This window comes from Williamsia sp. 1135 (assembly GCF_002095395.1).
Classification (GTDB): Bacteria; Actinomycetota; Actinomycetes; order Mycobacteriales; family Mycobacteriaceae; genus Williamsia.
This window is the reverse complement of the sequence record NZ_MJEI01000085.1, coordinates 65,071-83,146: the sequence shown is the minus strand read 5'-3', so window position 1 is coordinate 83,146 and position 18,076 is coordinate 65,071. Positions and strand designations below refer to the sequence as shown.

Annotated in this window: 17 protein-coding genes; 7 read left to right on the top strand and 10 right to left on the bottom strand. The window is 65.2% G+C overall.

What is annotated here, in order from left to right:
• Positions 1–106: 106 nt before the first annotated feature.
• Positions 107–1,789 carry a SpoIID/LytB domain-containing protein gene (locus BFL43_RS10740; RefSeq protein WP_084892532.1) on the bottom strand — a complete coding sequence of 561 codons (1,683 nt, stop codon included), beginning with the start codon at positions 1,787–1,789 and terminating at the stop codon, positions 107–109.
• A 304-nt stretch (positions 1,790–2,093) separates the two neighbouring features.
• Here BFL43_RS10740 and BFL43_RS10735 point away from each other — a divergent pair, with 304 nt between their 5' ends.
• Positions 2,094–4,232, top strand: coding sequence for an N-acetylmuramoyl-L-alanine amidase (locus tag BFL43_RS10735; protein WP_168176602.1), 2,139 nt, complete (start codon positions 2,094–2,096; stop codon positions 4,230–4,232).
• A gap of 70 nt (positions 4,233–4,302) precedes the next feature.
• Here BFL43_RS10735 and BFL43_RS10730 read toward each other — a convergent pair whose 3' ends face one another.
• From BFL43_RS10730 to BFL43_RS10720, 3 genes are all read right to left on the bottom strand, one after another.
• On the bottom strand, positions 4,303–5,133 hold the full coding sequence (locus BFL43_RS10730; RefSeq protein WP_084892546.1) for a Cof-type HAD-IIB family hydrolase: 831 nt from the start codon (positions 5,131–5,133) through the stop codon (positions 4,303–4,305).
• A 1-nt stretch (position 5,134) separates the two neighbouring features.
• The gene (locus BFL43_RS10725) at positions 5,135–5,893 is read right to left on the bottom strand and encodes a lysophospholipid acyltransferase family protein (RefSeq protein ID WP_084892530.1); all 759 of its coding nucleotides are present in this window, start codon (positions 5,891–5,893) and stop codon (positions 5,135–5,137) included.
• Positions 5,894–6,084: 191 nt separating this feature from the next.
• Positions 6,085–6,537: an Hsp20/alpha crystallin family protein gene (locus BFL43_RS10720; protein ID WP_084892529.1), complete on the bottom strand. Its 453-nt coding sequence runs from the start codon at positions 6,535–6,537 to the stop codon at positions 6,085–6,087.
• 346 nt (positions 6,538–6,883) lie between these two features.
• On the opposite strand from BFL43_RS10720, the gene BFL43_RS10715 reads away from it, so the two are divergent.
• Positions 6,884–7,306, top strand: coding sequence for an STAS domain-containing protein (locus BFL43_RS10715; RefSeq protein WP_084892528.1), 423 nt, complete (start codon positions 6,884–6,886; stop codon positions 7,304–7,306).
• A gap of 29 nt (positions 7,307–7,335) precedes the next feature.
• Positions 7,336–7,788, top strand: coding sequence for an ATP-binding protein (locus BFL43_RS10710; protein WP_084892527.1), 453 nt, complete (start codon positions 7,336–7,338; stop codon positions 7,786–7,788).
• Between the two features lie 21 nt (positions 7,789–7,809).
• Here the strand turns inward: BFL43_RS10710 and BFL43_RS10705 are convergent, their stop codons facing one another.
• Complete coding sequence (locus BFL43_RS10705) at positions 7,810–8,580, bottom strand: lysophospholipid acyltransferase family protein (RefSeq protein WP_084892526.1); 771 nt, start codon at positions 8,578–8,580, stop codon at positions 7,810–7,812.
• A gap of 92 nt (positions 8,581–8,672) precedes the next feature.
• Between BFL43_RS10705 and BFL43_RS10700 the strand changes: the two genes are divergently transcribed.
• A complete protein-coding gene (locus tag BFL43_RS10700) occupies positions 8,673–10,235 on the top strand; it encodes a Rieske 2Fe-2S domain-containing protein (protein WP_084892525.1) in 1,563 nt (520 codons plus the stop codon).
• Between the two features lie 73 nt (positions 10,236–10,308).
• Here the strand turns inward: BFL43_RS10700 and BFL43_RS10695 are convergent, their stop codons facing one another.
• A complete protein-coding gene (locus BFL43_RS10695; protein WP_084892524.1) occupies positions 10,309–10,749 on the bottom strand; it encodes an SRPBCC family protein in 441 nt (146 codons plus the stop codon).
• Positions 10,750–10,763: 14 nt separating this feature from the next.
• Positions 10,764–12,350 (bottom strand): NAD(P)/FAD-dependent oxidoreductase, encoded by a 1,587-nt coding sequence (locus BFL43_RS10690; RefSeq protein ID WP_084892523.1) that lies wholly within the window; start codon positions 12,348–12,350, stop codon positions 10,764–10,766.
• A 60-nt stretch (positions 12,351–12,410) separates the two neighbouring features.
• Between BFL43_RS10690 and BFL43_RS10685 the strand changes: the two genes are divergently transcribed.
• Positions 12,411–13,283: an SDR family NAD(P)-dependent oxidoreductase gene (locus BFL43_RS10685; RefSeq protein ID WP_084892522.1), complete on the top strand. Its 873-nt coding sequence runs from the start codon at positions 12,411–12,413 to the stop codon at positions 13,281–13,283.
• A 59-nt stretch (positions 13,284–13,342) separates the two neighbouring features.
• Positions 13,343–14,845: an FAD-dependent oxidoreductase gene (locus BFL43_RS10680; RefSeq protein WP_084892521.1), complete on the top strand. Its 1,503-nt coding sequence runs from the start codon at positions 13,343–13,345 to the stop codon at positions 14,843–14,845.
• Positions 14,846–14,894: 49 nt separating this feature from the next.
• Here the strand turns inward: BFL43_RS10680 and BFL43_RS10675 are convergent, their stop codons facing one another.
• Together BFL43_RS10675 and BFL43_RS10670 are read right to left on the bottom strand one after the other, a co-directional pair.
• Positions 14,895–15,284, bottom strand: a complete 390-nt coding sequence (locus tag BFL43_RS10675) for an ATP-binding protein (protein WP_143695250.1) — start codon at positions 15,282–15,284, stop codon at positions 14,895–14,897.
• A gap of 177 nt (positions 15,285–15,461) precedes the next feature.
• Positions 15,462–16,217, bottom strand: a complete 756-nt coding sequence (locus BFL43_RS10670) for a SigB/SigF/SigG family RNA polymerase sigma factor (protein ID WP_276206105.1) — start codon at positions 16,215–16,217, stop codon at positions 15,462–15,464.
• A gap of 228 nt (positions 16,218–16,445) precedes the next feature.
• On the opposite strand from BFL43_RS10670, the gene BFL43_RS10665 reads away from it, so the two are divergent.
• On the top strand, positions 16,446–17,624 hold the full coding sequence (locus BFL43_RS10665; RefSeq protein WP_084892518.1) for a zinc-dependent alcohol dehydrogenase: 1,179 nt from the start codon (positions 16,446–16,448) through the stop codon (positions 17,622–17,624).
• A gap of 30 nt (positions 17,625–17,654) precedes the next feature.
• Here BFL43_RS10665 and BFL43_RS10660 read toward each other — a convergent pair whose 3' ends face one another.
• Complete coding sequence (locus tag BFL43_RS10660; RefSeq protein ID WP_084892517.1) at positions 17,655–18,074, bottom strand: ChaB family protein; 420 nt, start codon at positions 18,072–18,074, stop codon at positions 17,655–17,657.
• Between the last annotated feature and the right edge of the window lie 2 nt (positions 18,075–18,076).

The following is an 18,076-nucleotide window of genomic DNA, read 5'->3' as shown; positions in this document are numbered from 1 at the left end:
CCACAAACCGGCTAGACAAGCCGACGCCGAACCGGCCAACTACGTTCAAATTGCAACAGCCCGCATTGCCCTCGAAGCCGTCATATGGGGCTGAATGTGGTGCGAATCATCTGCGGGTAGCGAGTCCGGTGGTCGGATCGACCTCGAGGATGCCGTTCGCGAAACGGCTCTGGAAGATCTGCGTGAGAGGTCCGGCCAGCGTGCTCAGCGAGTCCTCGAGCGGAAGGCCGAGCACACTTTCCCCACCCTGCAACACGAAGTTGAGCAACGACAGCCCACCAAGCGCATGCGCTCCGCTCTCGGGACCGAAGAAGACCGATCCGTTCTGGAACTGCTGTACCGCACCCGTTCCCGACGGCGTCGCCTCGACCGGCCCCAGGATCGCCCCGAGTAGGCCCGAGCTACCGCCCAATTCAGAGAACTTGCCGCCGATCGCTGCCTCCGCGAGTGCGAGCAACTGGCTCAGGGTGTCGCCGGTGGCACCCGGGGCGGACGGGGTCAGCGGAGGGATTCCCGGCACGACACCCGGAACCGGCACAGCGGGGGCGTTGCCCCCGACGCCTGCCGGTGGCGCCACGATGGCCGGCTTGGACTCCTGGCCCTGCACGGAGAAGAACGACGACCGCAGTTGGAGTTTGGTGCGCACTTCCTGCGCGGGAACCTCGACGGTGCCGCCGGTGCCACTGATGCGAACCTTGGCCGCCCGGCCGTTCTCGGCGCCCATCCCGTAGGCCTCGATCACCTCGAAACCGGTGAGGGAGCCGACGCCGAAGGCGGACGCAATGCTGTCGGAGGAGACCGCTGCCGTCCAGTCGTGGAACGGAGAGATCGCATCACCGTCGTCGATGACCGCCGGGAAGTCCCGGCCGTCGGTGGCGCCACCGGTGGATGAAGAGAACTCGGTGAACGCAGGTTTGCCGTCCGCTTTGTTCAGGACGATGCCCGCAGTCGCATCGACTGCCGCATTCGAGCGTGGGTCCTCACCCCCGAAGCCGCCATAGACCTGGGAGTTCTGGGTGTCGTCGATCGGTTTGCTGATGTCGATCGAGGCGAGCGCATAGGTGCGGGCTGCGACGGCTTGTGCCTTGAGCGCCTCGGCACCCCCTTCGTCTGCCCAATTCAGATAGATCTCTTTGGGCAGCACGCCTTTGACGTAGTCGTCGAGGGGCAGCACGTTGATGACCCGGCCGCCGTCGAGACCGAGTGAGCCGCGGAACGTCGCGTTGGAACCGCACATCTTGAGGAGTTCGGGGTCGGGCCGTCCGGGTCCCGGGGTGATCGGTGAGACCAGTGGCCTGGGCACTTCCACAGACTGCAACGCGCCGCCACCGCACCCGGTGGTGATGGTGGCGGTGGAACCCGACAGACTCACGGCCTGTCCGGGCGCCACCACCACATCACCAACTTTCAAACCGGCGTCCGCGAAGACATTGACCGACGTCTCACCTGTGAGAATGACCGAGACGTCGACGTTGTCCACCTTCCCCGCGGTGGTGCCGCCGTAGTAGTGACTCAATATCTGAGTCGAGGTCCAGCCTTGTTTTGCATAGCCGAACGCTCCCCACTGGCCCATCCCGCGGCCATGCCCGTTGCCATGCCCGATCAGTGTGACCTCACCGCCGACGGTGAGTGACACATCCGAATCGACTGTCTGGGGTACGGCCCAGACAGCAGCTCCCGCGGCGAGGATCAGGGCCACCCCGGCGGCAGCCGGTCTGCGCAGCCGGGCACCGTACGCAGCTCGGCCCCCGATGGGTCGAGTTGTGTACAGCCCTGGAATACGCGGCATGGGTGTCCCTTCTCGAGTTCGCCCCGGTCGACGCACGCGACAGCCGCGATTTGTGACTAGTGGGACTCAAGTGACAGTAGTGGCTCAATTTGAGTCACAGAAGTCCCACGCGATAACAACAGCATCACAAGTTTCACGCCACGCCGGGCGGGGTCGTGGACTTCGGGGCGCGTAACGGACACGCTTTCGAAGTCTGACAAGTCGATGGGGAAGTCGACATCTGCCCGGACGCCTCCTTTGGCGTGCCCGGCCGATGGCGGTGAAGACCACGAACCACCAGGTGCGACATATCAAGGAGAACCACGTGCGCTACCGCCGACCGAAGCCATCGATCATCCTTGGCACGGTTGCCGCCGTTGTGGTCGCGAGCCCGCTCGCGGTCCTGATCGGCGGCAGCGCGCCGACGATCGCCGTCGACCCGAGCGAGCCACCGGCCGCGTCGGCGCTGACGCCGACCACGATCAGCCAGGTCAGCCTGGACGACGTACCGACAATCGTCCTCAACCTGGTGAAGTCCGGTCTCGCCGACGCCGGGGTCACCCTTCCCCCGATCGATGTCTCCGGCATCGATCTCCCGGACATCCCGCTGCAGATCCCGCCGGGCCTGATCCCGACAGAGCTCCTGCCCGCACTCCCGTCGACCACCGCACCGAGCACGCCCGGCGGTACGACCACACCCCCGGGCACCACCGGGCCGGAGACAACACCGAGCACCGACGCACCCGCGGGTACCCCGGAGGGCGCGATCGTCAAAGAGGTGAGCCAGGACAACGCGTTCTCGATGGTGGGCCTGACGTGGGAGGGCGTGGCCAACACCACCGCCTACGTCCGGGCGAAGAAGCCCGATGGCACCTGGGGTCCGTGGATCTCTGCGGACAAGGCCGACGGAGTCAGCGAGAAGGATCCGAACAAGCAGGGCACCGAACCTGTTTGGGTCGGTCGCACCAATCTCGTTCAGATCGCTGTCACCGACAACGGTGTCGCGGCACCGGGCGCGACGAGCAACGGCCCGGCGCAGTCCTCGAGCCCGGCAGACTCGACCGGCCCCACATCGTCGACCGGCCCCACATCATCGACGACCTTCACGACGCCACCGGTACCCAAACGAACCGACACCTCGGTCCCGACCTCGACCGTCACCTCCGGTGAAGTTGTGCCGCAGGCATTCACACCCAAACAGGAACCGATGCTGACCACGACCGGCGCTCCCGGCGCCGACCCGCTGCAGCAGGTGGTGTCGACGCTCAGCGCAGCCCTGATCTCGCCCGGCACAGGTTCGACCGAGGGCGCGCAGGCGCCTGTCGACCCGGCTGCGCCCGTGGACCCGGCAGCACCGCCGGCCCCCGAAGCACCTGCGGCCCCGGTACTCCCGGGAATCCCGGCACCGACGGGTGAACCTCAGGTCATCACGCGCACCCAGTGGGGTGCCGACGAATCGATGCGCTGCTCCGAGCCGACGTACGACCCAGAGCTCAAGGAGACCGTGGTGCACCACACCGCGGGCACCAACGATTACACCCGTGAGCAGTCCGCGGAGATCGTGCGCGGCATCTACGCGTACCACGCACAAACGTTGGGCTGGTGCGACATCGGCTACAACGTGCTGGTCGACAAGTACGGCCAGATCTTCGAAGGCACCTTCGGTGGCCTGGACAAGAACGTCCAGGGCACCCACACCGGCGGCTTCAACGACGACACGATGGGCCTGTCGCTCATGGGCAACCTCGACGAGATCGCCCCGACCCCGGAGATGATCAACTCGGCCGGTACCTACCTCGGCTGGCGGATGCGCCTGGCCGGGAAAGACCCGAACGGGACCGGCTCGGTGGTCTCTCGCGGTTTCGACGGCGGCCTGTACGCCGCGGGTGAAACCGCGACCCTGCCGATCATCAGTGGTCACCGCGACTTCTACAGCACCGCCTGCCCCGGGCAGTACGGATACGAGGCGCTGCCCCAGATCCGTGCGATCGCAGCGGGTGCGGGCGCTCTGCCTGTCGCGCCGGCGCCCACTCCGGAGGTCCTCTCGACCACCGATCAGGGTGCCATCGCCCAACAGTGGGTCGCGACCGGTGGACCCACCGGCACCCTGGGCAACGCGACGACCGTCGAGCAGACCACACCCGACGGCACCGCGAAGTACGCGGACTTCGAGAACGGCAAGATCTACTGGTCCGAGGCGACCGGCGCCCAGGTCATCCAGGGCGCGATCGCGAAAGCCTGGGGTGCAATGGGATTCGAGAACTCCTCACTTGGGTTGCCGACCTCGTCTGAGACCACGGGTCCCGACGGCGTGAGTCAGACGTTCCAGGGCGGGACACTGTTCTTCAACCTCATCACCGGGATCGTCCAGGTGCTGCGGACCTACGTCGACGAGTTCACCAACAGCTACAACGAGCAGCGCGGCACCCCGGCGCCGGCGCCCACCACAGCACCCGCCGGCTGACCCGATCTTGGTGGCTTCTGGCGAGCGCGACCTGCGGGTTTGCTCGCCAGAACCCACCAATTCCGGGGTGTCAGAACCAGCGGGAGAGGACCTGCCCGACGCCGCCCTCGTTGTTGCCGGGCGCGACCTCGTCGGCGGCGGCGAGCGCCGCGGGGTGACCGTGCGCCATCGCGAAACCTCTGGTGGCCCAACGCAACATCTCGACGTCATTGGGCATGTCACCGAAGGCGACGGACGCGTCGACGGGGAGACCTCGTAGTTCGGCAAGAGTGGTCAGGCCATGTGCCTTGCTGACACCGGGGGCCGAGAGTTCGATCAGGCCGTTGTCGGTCGAGAAGGTGACGTCGGCGATGTCGCCGACCACTGCGGTCAGTCGCCGCGCCATCTCGTCACTGCTCATGTCTGGTCGCCGCACCAGCATCTTCACGGCGTTCTCCGACAACACATCCGCTTCGTTCATCTCGATGTGGTCGGGGTTGAGCCAGGCGTGCTGGTAGCCCGCGGTCGCGACAAATGGTGGGGTCGCGGCGTCGTGGGCACTGCGGCCCACCCGTTCGACGGCCAGCCCACAACCGGGGATCTGTTCGTACGCGAGCTCGGCGAGCTTGGTCAGCACCTGCGGCCCCAGGGTCGCCGAATGCAGGATGGTGTCGTTCGCCGTGTCGTAGACGATGGCCCCGTTGGCGCACACCGCCAACGGCTGGATGTCGATCTGGTCGGTGATCTCCGCGATCCACCGCGGTGGGCGGCCGGTTGCGATCACGAATGTCGCGCCGGCGGCAGTTGCTCTGCTGATCATGGTGCGTACCAACTCGGGCACGACGTTGTTGTCGTCGATCAGTGTGCCGTCCACGTCACTGGCGATCAGCGTTGGTGGCCCGACGAGTTCTGGGTGCGGCATTTCACCCATCTTGCCGTTTGTCCCGCCGGGCAGCCGCATCGGCCACGTCGAGGGCGTCGGCCTCGGCCAGTGTCGGAGCACCGCCACCGAGACGCGACGGCACCCAGAAGGCGTCTGCCGGGTGCTCGCCATACCGCTGCTGAACGTCGAGCAGCACCTGCTGCATCGTGGCTCTCAGGCGGTTCGTGAGCTCTACGGCGTCGTCGCCCGCCCCGGCATGGGGGCGGATGGGGTCGCCGAACCTGACGATGATCGGGGTCTTGGTGCGACCCAGGTGACGGGGCTGACCCTTGGTGGCAATGCGTTGAGCACCCCAGACGATGACCGGGACGATGGGGACTTCGGCATCGAGTGCCATCCGCGCGGCCCCGGTCTTGAAGTCCTTGATCTCGAAGCTGCGGCTGATGGTGGCCTCGGGATGAACACCGACCACCTCGCCGCTGCGCAGGGTCTCGACGGCGAGAAGGTAGGCCTGCGCTCCGGCGGAGCGATCGACCGGGACCGTACGGGTGTGTTTGATCAGAAACCGCATGATCGCAATCTTCTGCATCTCGGCCTTGATCATGAACCGCACGCGCCGACCCCGACGCTGCACGCCGAGCGCTGCCGGCAGGAAGTCCAGATATCCGGTGTGATTGATCGCCAGCACGACGCCGCCGGTCGCCGGCAACTTCTCCACGTCGATGAAGGTGATCTTCAGACCCTGCGCCTTGGTCAGCGCGTGGGCGGTGATCTCCAATGCCCGGAAGACGGGTTCCATGCCGACGAGCCTAGTTCAGCGGCACAGAACCCGTCTTCACGCGTTCTCACTTCGAGCGTGCGGACATGACCTCGGTCCACCAGTCGTGCAGGGGACTCGGATCAGGCCAGACCACAGCAGAGTTCTCTTCCAATCGTTCACCTCCTACCCTGTCCCAAAACAGCCGAAGACCAACAGCTTTCGGGCTCAGATCAGTCAGGAGACGTCGACACCGGATCGATGGACCTCATCGTGTCGGCGTGTTCGATCTCAATTCGTCGCGGCTTGGCCCGCTCGGCGACCGGGATGGTCACCGTCAGCACGCCGTTCTCGTAGCCGGCGCTGATGCCTGCGGTGTCGATGTTGTCGCCGAGGGTGAGCTGGCGCCGATAGGAGCCGTAGAAGCGCTCGCTGGAGAGCCACTCGACCGATTCCTCCGACCTCGATGACCGGTGGGCGGTCAGGGTCAGGGTCCCGTTGTCGACGCTCACGTCGACCGAACCCGGGTCGACTCCGGGCAGGTCAGCGGTCAAGACGTAGTGGTCATCGACCTTGTACAGGTCCATCGGCATGAATCGGGGCGTCCTCGTCGAACCGATCTGCTGACCGGCCAGCAGACCTCGGGCGAGGGAATCCACATCACTGAACGGGTCGAAACGCAGCACAGCAACCCACCTCCATCTCCTCACTCGGGCCCGCCACCGTGGCGGGCGACAAATCACTGTGCGATTACTTTTTTAGCACTCGTCGCCTTGGACTGCCAATACCTACGCACAAACTTTTTTCGCCAAGTTCTGCACGCGCACAGTAGGTTCGACGCAACGTCACGTGGTCGGGATTCCGCGGCCACCGCATCACGCCTCCCCCACCCACGGCAAAGATCACCATCCGGTCGACGGGCACGCAGAATATGCAAATATGGAGTCCGTCGGTTCAACTAGCAGCCGCATACGTCCCCGCGACCTCGCGGCGGACGTGTTGTGTCTATGTCAGCCGAGCAAGGGGGTATCGATGGATTCGATCGACGGGCTCTCACCAGTCGTCCGCGGCAGCACAGACGTCCCGGGCAACGGCCTGACCATCGCCGCCGACCGCACCGGCGGTCTGGTCGTGCTGACCGTCCGCGGCAGCATCGACATACTCACCGTTCCGCAGTTGGCCGACGCGGTTCGAGAGGCCATGAGCGGGGTTCCGGCGGGTTTGATCATCGACATCACCGCGGTCGACTTCCTGTCGTCGGCCGGCATGGCCGCTCTGGTCACGGCGCATGAGAACATCGCACCGACGAGCCGATTCGGCGTCGTCGCAGACGGTCCGGCCACCGCGCGCCCCATGCGCCTGGTCGGTTTGGATGAAACGATCACCATGTATTCGACCGTGGACGAAGCTGCTGCTCAGTTCGCCGAAGAACGTGACGATCCCTATTCCGCATAAAAGGAGCCGCTCATGGGTACCAGTGGTGCGTGGGTGCCGATCTGATCATGACCAACTCGCCGACCGAGGGCCTGCAACTCACGTATTCCGACGTGAGTGCGGATCCGATGTCGGCCACGCAATTGCGCCAGCTTCTCGCGGAGTGGCTCGCGCAGCACGTTCCCAGCGCCGGCGACCGCGCCGACGCCATCACGCTTGCCGCCTACGAGGCCCTGGCGAACGCCGTCGAGCACGCGTACGCCGATCGTGATTCGCCGGGCACGATGACACTTCGCGCCACCTATCATCCCGCTGACCAGCAACTTCATGTCACCGTGCAGGACCAGGGTCACTGGCAGGAGCCGACCCCGACCACCAGCCGACTGCGCGGACGCGGGATCCCGCTGATGCAGGCGCTGTCCGATCACCCCCGGATCAAGCCCGGTCCCGACGGCACCATCGTTCACCTCGAATGGAACCTCGCCAAGCCTGTCGAGGACTGAGGACCCGCATCGGCGGGGCGATCAGCCGGCCTGCTGGTCCCTCTTCGCCGCAGCACGCTTCGCTGCCTTCTCCGCCTGCTCGTCCGCATCCATCTGATCGGCCTCTTCGAGGGTCGGCGCACCGCCGCCCAGGCGCGCGGGCACCCAATATTCTCCGGGTGGATACGGGCCATACGTCTCCTGCAGAGTGCGCAATTGCTCACTCATCACCTGATGTAGGCGCAACGTCACCTCGGCCGGATCACCGGTCGACTCGACCGGCTCCGCGACGCCGATCGAGATCGGGGTGTTGGTCCGTCCCAGCCGCTTCGGGTGGCCCTTTGTCCACACCCGCTGCGCACCCCAGATCACGGTCGGGATGATCGGGACGCCGGCCTCCTGCGCCATCCGCGCGGCTCCGGACTTGAACGCCTTGATTTCGAAGCTCCGACTGATGGTCGCCTCGGGATAAACACCCACCAGCTCGCCACGCTGCAGGTATTCGACCGCGGCGCGGTAACTGTCGGCTCCGGCGCCACGGTCGACGGGGATGTGTTTGAGGCTGCGCATGATCGGACCGCTGATCTTGTTGTCGAAGACCTCTTTCTTCGCCATGAACCGGACCTTGCGTTTGCCCTGCAGGAACGCGGGTAATCCGGCATAGGTGAAGTCGAGGTATCCGGTGTGATTCACCGCGATCACCGCGCCTCCGGTCTTCGGTACGTTCTCGACACCGGACACCGTGAATTTCAGTCCTTCCGCCGCCCACAGCGAACGTGCGACGGCAATGACAGTGTCGTAGACCGGTTCCATGCAGCGAGCTTAGCGTTGGCTGACACTCGACTCCCATCAACTGGTCGATACTCTGGTGGACGTTCCAAGCACCACAATTTTGGAGGCAACACGTGCAGGTCACGAGCGTTGGGCACGCGGGATTCCACATCCAGACAGCCGCAGGGTCGATCCTGTGCGACCCGTGGGTGAACCCTGCGTACTTCGCGTCGTGGGTGCCTTTTCCCGACAACACCGAACTCGACTGGCCGTCGCTGGGCAACTGCGACTACCTCTACGTCAGTCACCTGCACCGCGACCACTTCGACGAGCAGAACCTGCGCGATCACGTGAACAAGGACACCACCGTCCTGCTGCCGGACTACCCGGTCCCCGATCTCAAGCGCGCGCTCGAAGAGATCGGGTTCCACAAGTTCGTCGAGACCGAGGATTCGGTCAAGACGACGGTCACGGGCGACAAGGGCAGCCTCGAGATCATGATCGTCGCCCTGCGGGCGCCCGCCGACGGGCCCATCGGTGACAGCGGTCTGGTGGTCAGCGACGGCGAGACCACCGTCTTCAACATGAACGACGCCCGGCCGGTCGACCTCGACGTCATCGCCGAGCAGTTCGGCCACATCGATATCCATCTGCTGCAGTATTCGGGCGCCATCTGGTATCCGATGGTCTACGACATCCCGAAACGGTCGAAGGCCAATTTCGCCGCGCAGAAACGGCAGCGCGGCATGGACCGCGCCCGGTCGTACATCGAGCAGGTCGGCGCCACCTGGGTCGTGCCGTCGGCAGGCCCGCCGATGTTCCTCGACGACGAACTGCGCTACCTCAACGACATCGAGAACGATCCCACCTGCATCTTCCCCGACCAGGAGACGTTCCTGGATCAGATGAAGGAACACGGCACCGACGACGGCGTGAAGCATCGCGGACTGATGATGGTCTCCGGATCGACGGTCGACCTCACCGGATCGCAGCTGAACGAGATCTCACATCCCTACCCGCCGGAGCAGGTGTTCGGGGAGAACAAGGCCGCATACCTGGAGAAGATGGCACAGAAGTTCGCGCCGGTCATCGCCGCGCAGAAGGCGACCTGGGCACCCGCGCAGGGTGACCCGCTACTGGCGCCCCTGAAGGAGCTGTTCGAGCCGATCATGGCCCAGAGCGATCTGATCTGTGACGGCATCGGATATCCCGTCGGGTTGGTGATGGGAGACGAGACCGTGGTCCTCGACTTCCCCAACCGCACCGTCCGCGAGCCCAAGGAGAAGGAAGGCAAGTACCGCTACGGCTTCCGGATCGCACCCGAACTGGTCCGTACCGTGTTGCGGGACAACGAGCCCGACTGGGTCAACACGATCTTCCTCTCGACCCGTTTCACCACCTGGCGCATCGGCGGTTACAACGAGTTCCTCTACACCTTCTTCAAGTGCCTGACCGACGAACGAATTGCGTACGCGGACGGCTGGTTCAGTGAAGCGCACGACGATTCGTCGTCGATCGAGAAGGATGGCTGGAAGATTCAGCGCCGGTGTCCACACCTCAAAGCCGATCTGAGCAAGTTCGGGGTCATCGAGGGCGACAAGCTGACGTGCAATCTGCACGGCTGGTCATGGGATCTGAGCAGCGGGCGGTGTCTGACCTCGAAAGGTCACGAACTCCGTAGCGCCAAGATCGAATAGCCCGGAGACAAACCCACTCGCTCCAGGCAGACCCCGGTGTTGCAGCACGTGGGTTTGCCTGCAACACCTGGGTTTACGAGCTGGCGGCGCCGTTCTCGGCGAGCAGGGCCAACCGGTGGAGGCACTCCTTGAGCCGCGGGGACGTGGCCAGGCGTTGCGCGTTGGTCGGGATCCACTTCACCGGCGCGGTTTCCGCGAACTCGTCCATCGTCAGCAGTGAACCCTTGCCGGATTTCTCCACATGCACTTTCACCCGGGCAGTGCCGGCGGGCCAGCCGTGGGCAGACAGTTCGAGGTGCCCCGCCGACGACTGGAGCGAGACCGTCTCGTCGTTGAGCAGCACGGGCCAGACCCCCACCGAATGGTGAATCTTGGAGCCCTCTTGCGGCCAGTTGCTGTCGACGTCGCGGATGCGGGAGGCACCGACCACCCAGGACGAGTACAGCCATCCGTTGGACAGGATCGACCACACCTGGGCAGGGGTCGCGGAGGTCTCGTGAGTCACGCCGATCATGAGGTGTCCCTTCGTCAGTTGTTGAGTAGATCGATCGTCTTGCCGGTGATGAAGCGGCGCGGTATCCCGCGCACACCCTGAGAGGCGAGCGCTGCACGTGCCGCGTTACGGCCACAGGTCCCGTGCACACCTCCACCCGGGTGGGCGGACGCCCCACCCAGAAAGAGTTGGCCCACAGGCGTTTCGGCGCGCCCGAGTCCGGGCGACGGACGGAAGACCAATTGTTGATAGAGCTGCGAGGTTCCGCCGTTGACCGCACCGGCAAAGAGATTCTCGTCCGCAGCGTGCAGGTCCGCCGGAGTCTGCAGATGCCGCCCGACGATGAGTTCACCGAAACCGGGCGCATGAGCCTCCAGTACCGCATCGACGCGGCCCTCGAGGACTTCCGCGGACTCCCGATCGGCGACGTCGCGCGGCAGATGCGTGTATGCCCAGGCGCTTTCGGTTCCGGCTGGAGAACGGCTCGGATCGGAGGTGGTCATCTGACCGAAGAGCAGGAACGGGGTCCGCGGTACGACACCGGTGTTGAGGTCGGCCATCCAATGGATCATGCCGCGCCGGTCGGCACCGAGGTGGACCGTGCCGGTTCGTCCGAGATCGGCACAGTTCCAAGGGATCTTGCCACCCAGGGCGTAATTGACCTTCACGACCGGGGCGTCCCACTCGAAGTTCTCGAGGTCGGCCAGCACCTGAGCCGGCACCGCATCGGCGGGTAACAGGTCCCGGTACAGTGTGGGCGCAGCCACGTCGGCGATCACCGCGTGCCGCGCACTCCATCGTCCGCCATCTGCCGTCCGGACGCCGGTCGCCTTCCCGGAACCGACTTCGATTCCGGTCGCCCGGCAGTCGGTGACGATCCGGACACCACCGGCTTCACATCTGCGGACAAGCGCGTCGGTCAGGGCTCCGGCGCCACCCACGGGCACCGGGAAACCGGTGTCCTGAGCCAGCATCGTGAGCAGATAGCCCATCACGCCGCTGCCGGGCGCATCGAGGGGGATGTCCGCGTGCATCGCGTTGCCCAGGATCGCCAGGCGAGCCTGTTCGCTATGGAACAGTTCGGTGACCATCCGGTTCGCGGGCAACAGCAGAAAACGCGCGAAGCGCAGAGAACCTCCGGCACCGAGGGCACGCAGCAGGGACACCGGGCCGCGCACCGGCGGAAACGGGCCGAACAGCGTGTTGATGACGGCCGACCGCACCGACGTCCACTGCTCGACCAGCCGCAACCAGGTCTCGCCGTCCCGCTTGTCGTACTGCGCGAAGTGCTCTGCCGTGTCGTGGGCATCGCGGTGGACCACCACCGCGTCCCTGTCGCCGGGACCGGCCGGGTGACCGAACGGAATGGGCGCGTGACTCCACCGCAGCCCATACGACTCGAGGTCGAGTTCACGAAACGCCGGCGACGACACGGCGAGGGGATGAAACGCGCTGAACAGGTCACTCGTGTATCCAGGAAAGAGCTCAGCGCTGCGAACGGCTCCTCCGACGTGCGACTGCGCTTCGAGGACGGTGACGTCCCAGCCCGCGTCGGCCAGGTTGGCCGCGGCGACCAGGCCGTTGTGCCCGGCACCGATCACCACGGCGTCAGAGGTTGTCATGCCTGCCTGGGTAGCCGCGTGAGCGGCGTTTAAACACCGGGCGCTGGGTACCTCCACTCCATGCCTCCTCGCCGCACCCCGGACTCCGCCCGCGCCCTGTTCTACGACCAGACTGTCGTGGTCACCGGCGCGGCCTCAGGGATGGGCCGATCCCTCGCGCAGCAGTTGGCCTCCTCGGGTGCGGCGCTCGCTCTCTGCGACATCGACTCGGGCGGCCTCGAGGAGACCGCCGCCACCTGCCGTTCCAGAGCACGGCGGGTCAGTACCACGATCGTCGACGTCGCCGATCGGTACGCGGTCGCGTCATTCGCCGACGATGTGGTGGCCTCGATGGGAGTTCCTCTCGCCGTCTTCAACAACGCCGGGCAGACGGCGGTGATCGATGTCGCGTCCGAACCCCACGACGTCGGCAAGCGTGTCTTCGACGTGAACTTCGGCGGAGTACTGAACGGCACCAAGGCGTTCCTGCCCCATCTGCGTCGCAGCGACCGCGGCCACATCGTCAACACCTCGAGCGCTTTCGGACTCCTCGCATCACCGATGCAGAGTTCCTATTCGGCGTCGAAGTTCGCGGTACGCGGATTCACCGAGGCCCTGCAGCACGAACTCGCGGTCTCCGGCTCCGGGGTCCACGCGCATCTGGTGTACCCGGGGGCGGTCAACACCGCCGTCGCCCGGGACGCAGTCTTTCCTGACACGCAGGTACAGCGTTGGGTGACAAAGGCATTCGATGACATCCTGCCTGCGTCCAGTCCGGAAGGCGCAGCGCGAGCCATTCTCTCCGGGGTTGCCCAGGATCGCCGCCGGATCGTGGTCGGTCTCGACGGCCGGCTCATCGACCTCACCTGGCGGCTCACCGGGGGTGCCTACGAACGCCTCGGCGGACTGGTCCTGAAGCCATTGTTGTCCCGGATCATCGGCCGCGGGCAATGAGTCATGCGTCTCGGTGAACTGCGCGTTTGAGTGCCCACCCGCGAGGGTATTGCCCCTTCGTGTCTGCACTCTGGTCTGCCCGGGTCCCTGTTGAAGCGCCGTCACGACCGGCGGAGGATTCACGCTATGAGTGCGTCGTGGTCGGTGGCGGGATCACCGGCGCGACAACAGCGGTGCTGCTGGCCCGGGCTGGACTTCGGGTCGCGTTGCTCGAAGCACGCCACATCGGTGCCGCCGCGACCGGCAACACGACCGCGAAGCTCAGTGTGTTGCAGGGAACCCGACTGTCGACCATCTCCCGGAAACAGTCGGCGGACACCGTCCGGGCCTACGTCGATGCCAACCTCGACGGACAACGCTGGCTGCTCGCCTTTCTCCGCGAACAAGGGGTCGCGCACCAGATCCAGACGGCATACACCTACGCACAGTCCGGCAGCGGCGACAAGACCGTCGAAGAGGAACTACGGGCGGCCCGCCGCGTGGACCTGCCCGTACGCCACATCGCTCAGCTCGACGTCCCATTCCCCGCCCGTTCGGCGGTGGCGCTGGACGACCAAGCCCAGTTCGATCCGATGGACGTGCTCGCCGCGCTGATCGCTGATGCCGCCGCCCATGGCGCCGACATCTACGAGAACACCCGGGTGGTCACCGTGCGGCGTAAGAAGGGCGACCAGATCCTGCACACCGCGCAGGGTGATGTGCGCGCACAATCGGTCGTCCTGGCCACGGGAACACCCATTCTCGATCGCGGCGCATTTTTCGCCAGACTCCATCCACAGCGTTCCTATGCGGCGGCCTTCGACGTCTCGGAACCCCTGGCGGACGGCATGTATCTGGCGGTGGACGAACCGTCACGGTCGCTGCGGACGACACCCGGCGAGAGCGGTCCCCTCCTCCTCACCGGTGGAGCCGGCCACACCGTAGGCCGGGCGCGGTCAGAACGCGCGCTGGTCGACGACCTCATCGACTGGACCACAACGCATTTCCCTACGGCGCGATTGCGGGCACGCTGGTCTGCGCAGGACTACATGCCCATAGACGAGCTTCCCTTCGTGGGTCAGCTCGCGCCCGGTTACGGCGACATCCAGGTGGCGACCGGCTTCGCGAAGTGGGGCATGACCAACGGTGTGGCTGCGGCCCTGTCGATGTCCGGACGCATCCTGGGAAGCGCGCCGCAGTGGGCGCCCGTCTTCGACCCCTCTCGACCGAAACAGCTGCTCGGGCTGCCGACTGCGGCGGTCATCAACAGCGAGGTCGGATTCGAACTGGCCAAGGGTTGGGCGGGCACTGCGCTCAAGTCACTGATGCCCAGCAAAGACGCGCCGGGAGAGGGACAGGGCGTGGTACGCCGGCACGGCGCTCGACCCGTAGGTGTTTGTACGGTCGACGGTGTGCAGCACAGTGTTTCGGCGATCTGCCCCCACCTCTACGGGATCCTGGAATGGAACGACGCCGAAAGGAGCTGGGACTGCCCGCTACACGGCTCCCGATTCAACTATGACGGAGCCCTTCTCGAAGGCCCGACCACCCGATCGCTCCACCGGCCTGACCGATCCGAGTAGCCGGTCGATCGGGCTGACGCGCAACCCGTCTCGGCTGCGCGCCGACAACCTACTTCGACAGTTCGATGGCGACCAGTCGCCCGTTCCGCCGTGTCTCGCCCTCGTGCACCGCAACCAACGAAGTCAGCGTCTGCAAGACGTGCCAGCCAAAACCCTGTTGCACCAACGTATTGTCCACTGGAAACCAGGACTGGATGATCGCGTGGAACTTCTGATCCGCCGCGGTCAAGGCGACCTTCAACTCAGCGTCCGGCGATGCGCCTGCGATGATCGTCATCGCGGCCTCGTCCACCGCCAGTTTGATGTCGGCGACCTCATCGAGCGAGAAGTCCGCGAGGACTGCGAGAGTCTCGGCGATGGCCCTGATCATCGCCACCTGCGACTTGTCGGCCGGGACACGAATGTTCACCGGTGCCTCTGCGGCCTCATCGATATGCATCACACCACCCATCACCATTTCGGTCCCCCTTCAGCGGGCAGAATACCTTGCCGCATCCACCGCTCATCGGTCATGATCGACATACACTCGACCCTCTCGTAGTGCGGTCTTCGGACGTGTACCCCACTGCCACGAGCTCTAAGCACCGCACGAGGAGTCGCTCGAGCCCCGGCCGCCTCATTGCAGAAATACATTGGCATCACCCGCCGCATCGCTTCCCAACTCATCCCGAAGCTTCGCAAGGGTGCTCGAGAGGATGCGAGACACGTGCATCTGGGAGATGCCCATCTGCTTCGCGATCTCGGTCTGCGTCTGCGAACCGAAGAAGCGCAGCACCAGGATTCGCCGCTCCCGCTCACCGAGCTTCGCCAACGCAGGCCTGATCGCCACATAGCTCTCGACATGGTCGTATTCGGGATCCTCCGCGCCCAGCGTCTCCAGCAACGGGGCGCCGATCTCGTCGTCGGCGGCGCCGGAGTCGGTCGACAGCGCCTGATACGCACCGCGAGCGAGCAATCCCTCGGTCACCTCGGCGACTTCGAGATCCAGCTCCGCGGCGATTTCGCTGGCCGATGGTGCACGGCCCAGCCTTTGCGAGAGATTCTCAGACGCGTCGCTGATCGACTTGTGGAGTTCTTTCAGGCGACGCGGAACCCGAGTCGCCCAGGCGGCATCCCTGAAGTGGCGCCGGACTTCACCCATGATGGTCGGGACGGCGAACGACACGAATTCGGAACCGTGCGCCGGATCGAATCGATCGACGGCATTGACGAGTCCGAGCCGGGCCACCTGGACGAGGTCGTCGTGATTCTCTCCGCGGCCGCTGAAACGACGTGCGATGTTCTCTGCCAGAGGCAAGCACCTGGTGATGACCTCTTCGCGCAAGCGTTCGCTCTGCGTGCTGTCGGCAGGCAACTCCCTGAGCCGTCCGATCGTCGCAACCACATCGGAGTAGTCGTCAGAGACCCGTGACCTGGGTTTGGCTCGCTCCAACACGGTCCCATCTGCGCGTAGTGAATGTGGCCTGCTCGGAGTACCCCAACCTGGGCGTATCTCAAACACCAGCTTGTCACGTTCTCGTCCACGCATGCGCACATGGTTGTCGCCCCGTGCCCGTGGGTACGTCGTCAGAAGCAATCACCCACGTGAAAGGGGCGCAACATGCGAGCAGTGACCTGGCAGGGAAAGCGCGATGTGCGGGTCGAGACCGTACCCGATCCGAAGATCGAAGAGCCGACCGATGCCATCATCGAGATCACGACCACCAACATCTGCGGTTCGGACCTTCACCTGTACGAGGTCTTCGGACCTTTCATGAGTCCGGGCGACATCCTCGGCCACGAACCCATGGGCAGGGTCGTCGAGGTCGGGTCGGCGATCAAGAACCTCGAGGTCGGGGACCGCGTCGTCATCCCGTTCCAGATCGCTTGCGGCAGTTGTTATATGTGCGATCACGCGCTACCCACCCAGTGCGAGACCACCCAGGTCACCTCAGAGGGACGTGGTGCCGCCCTGTTCGGTTTCTCGCAGCTCTATGGTTCGGTGCCGGGCGGCCAGGCCCAGTTCCTACGCGTACCGCACGCCGACTTCACCCACATCAAAGTGCCCGACGGACCACCGGATTCACGCTTCGTCTACCTGTCTGATGTCCTTCCCACCGCGTGGCAGTCCGTGGAGTACGCCAACATCCCGGACGGTGGCTCGGTGACGGTCCTCGGTCTCGGTCCGATCGGCGACATGGCGGCACGGATCGCGGCGCACAAGGGTTACCACGTCACTGCAGTCGACCTGGTCCCGGAACGACTCGAGCGCGCCCGTGCCCGCGGGATCGACACCATCGACCTGTCAGAGAACGACGACATCGGCGCGATCATGCGGGATCGCACCGACGGCCGTGGGCCCGACTCGGTCATCGACGCGGTCGGCACCGAAGCGCACGGATCCACCGGGGCGAAGATCGTCCAGACGATGGCCGGACTGCTGCCGGACGCCGTCGCCCAACCGGTCTTCAAGTCAGCGGGCGTCGACCGCCTCAGTGCCGCGTACACGGCCCTGGACACGGTCCGCCGCGGCGGCACCGTATCCCTGATCGGGGTGTATGCAGGCGACATGGACCCGCTGCCACTCGGTTCGATGTTCGACAGGCAGGTCACCCTCAAGATGGGGCAGGCGAACGTGAAGCGCTGGGCTGACGACATCATGCCTCTCCTCACCGATGCCGACCCGCTCGGCGTCGACAGCTTCGCGACCCACGAACTGTCGTTGGAAGAGGCTCCGCACGCCTACGAGATCTTCCAGAAGAAGCAGGACGGCGCCGTCAAGATCCTCCTGAACCCCTGAGGATCACCCGCCGTCGGACCGCCCGCACCCTCACCGGTTGCGGGCGGTCTTCTTTCGGTTCGCCTTCTTGATGGCGGACACCAGCTCCTTCTTCTTCATGTCCGACCGGCCTTTGACATCGAGGCGGCGGGCAATCTTGAGGAGGTGCTTCTTGCTTGCGTTGGCGTCGACACCCTCGGCGCTCTTGCCCTTGGCGTTGGGCCCTCCGCTCTTCGCCCGATCGTCGGACGGGCCGCGCTTCTTCTTCGCCTCCCAGTGGTCGCCGACCTTCTCGTAGCTGTGCTTGAGTGCGTCGAAAGCCACCCGGTGGGCGCGTTTGGTGTCGTTGTACTGGTCCATCGCCGAGTCGTAAGTTTTTGTGAAGGTGCGTTGGGCCTTCTTTTTCGACTTCAGCAGGGTGCTCGGTAACTCGCTCTTCTTCGGTGCACCTGACTTGGTGGTCTTGGGCATGG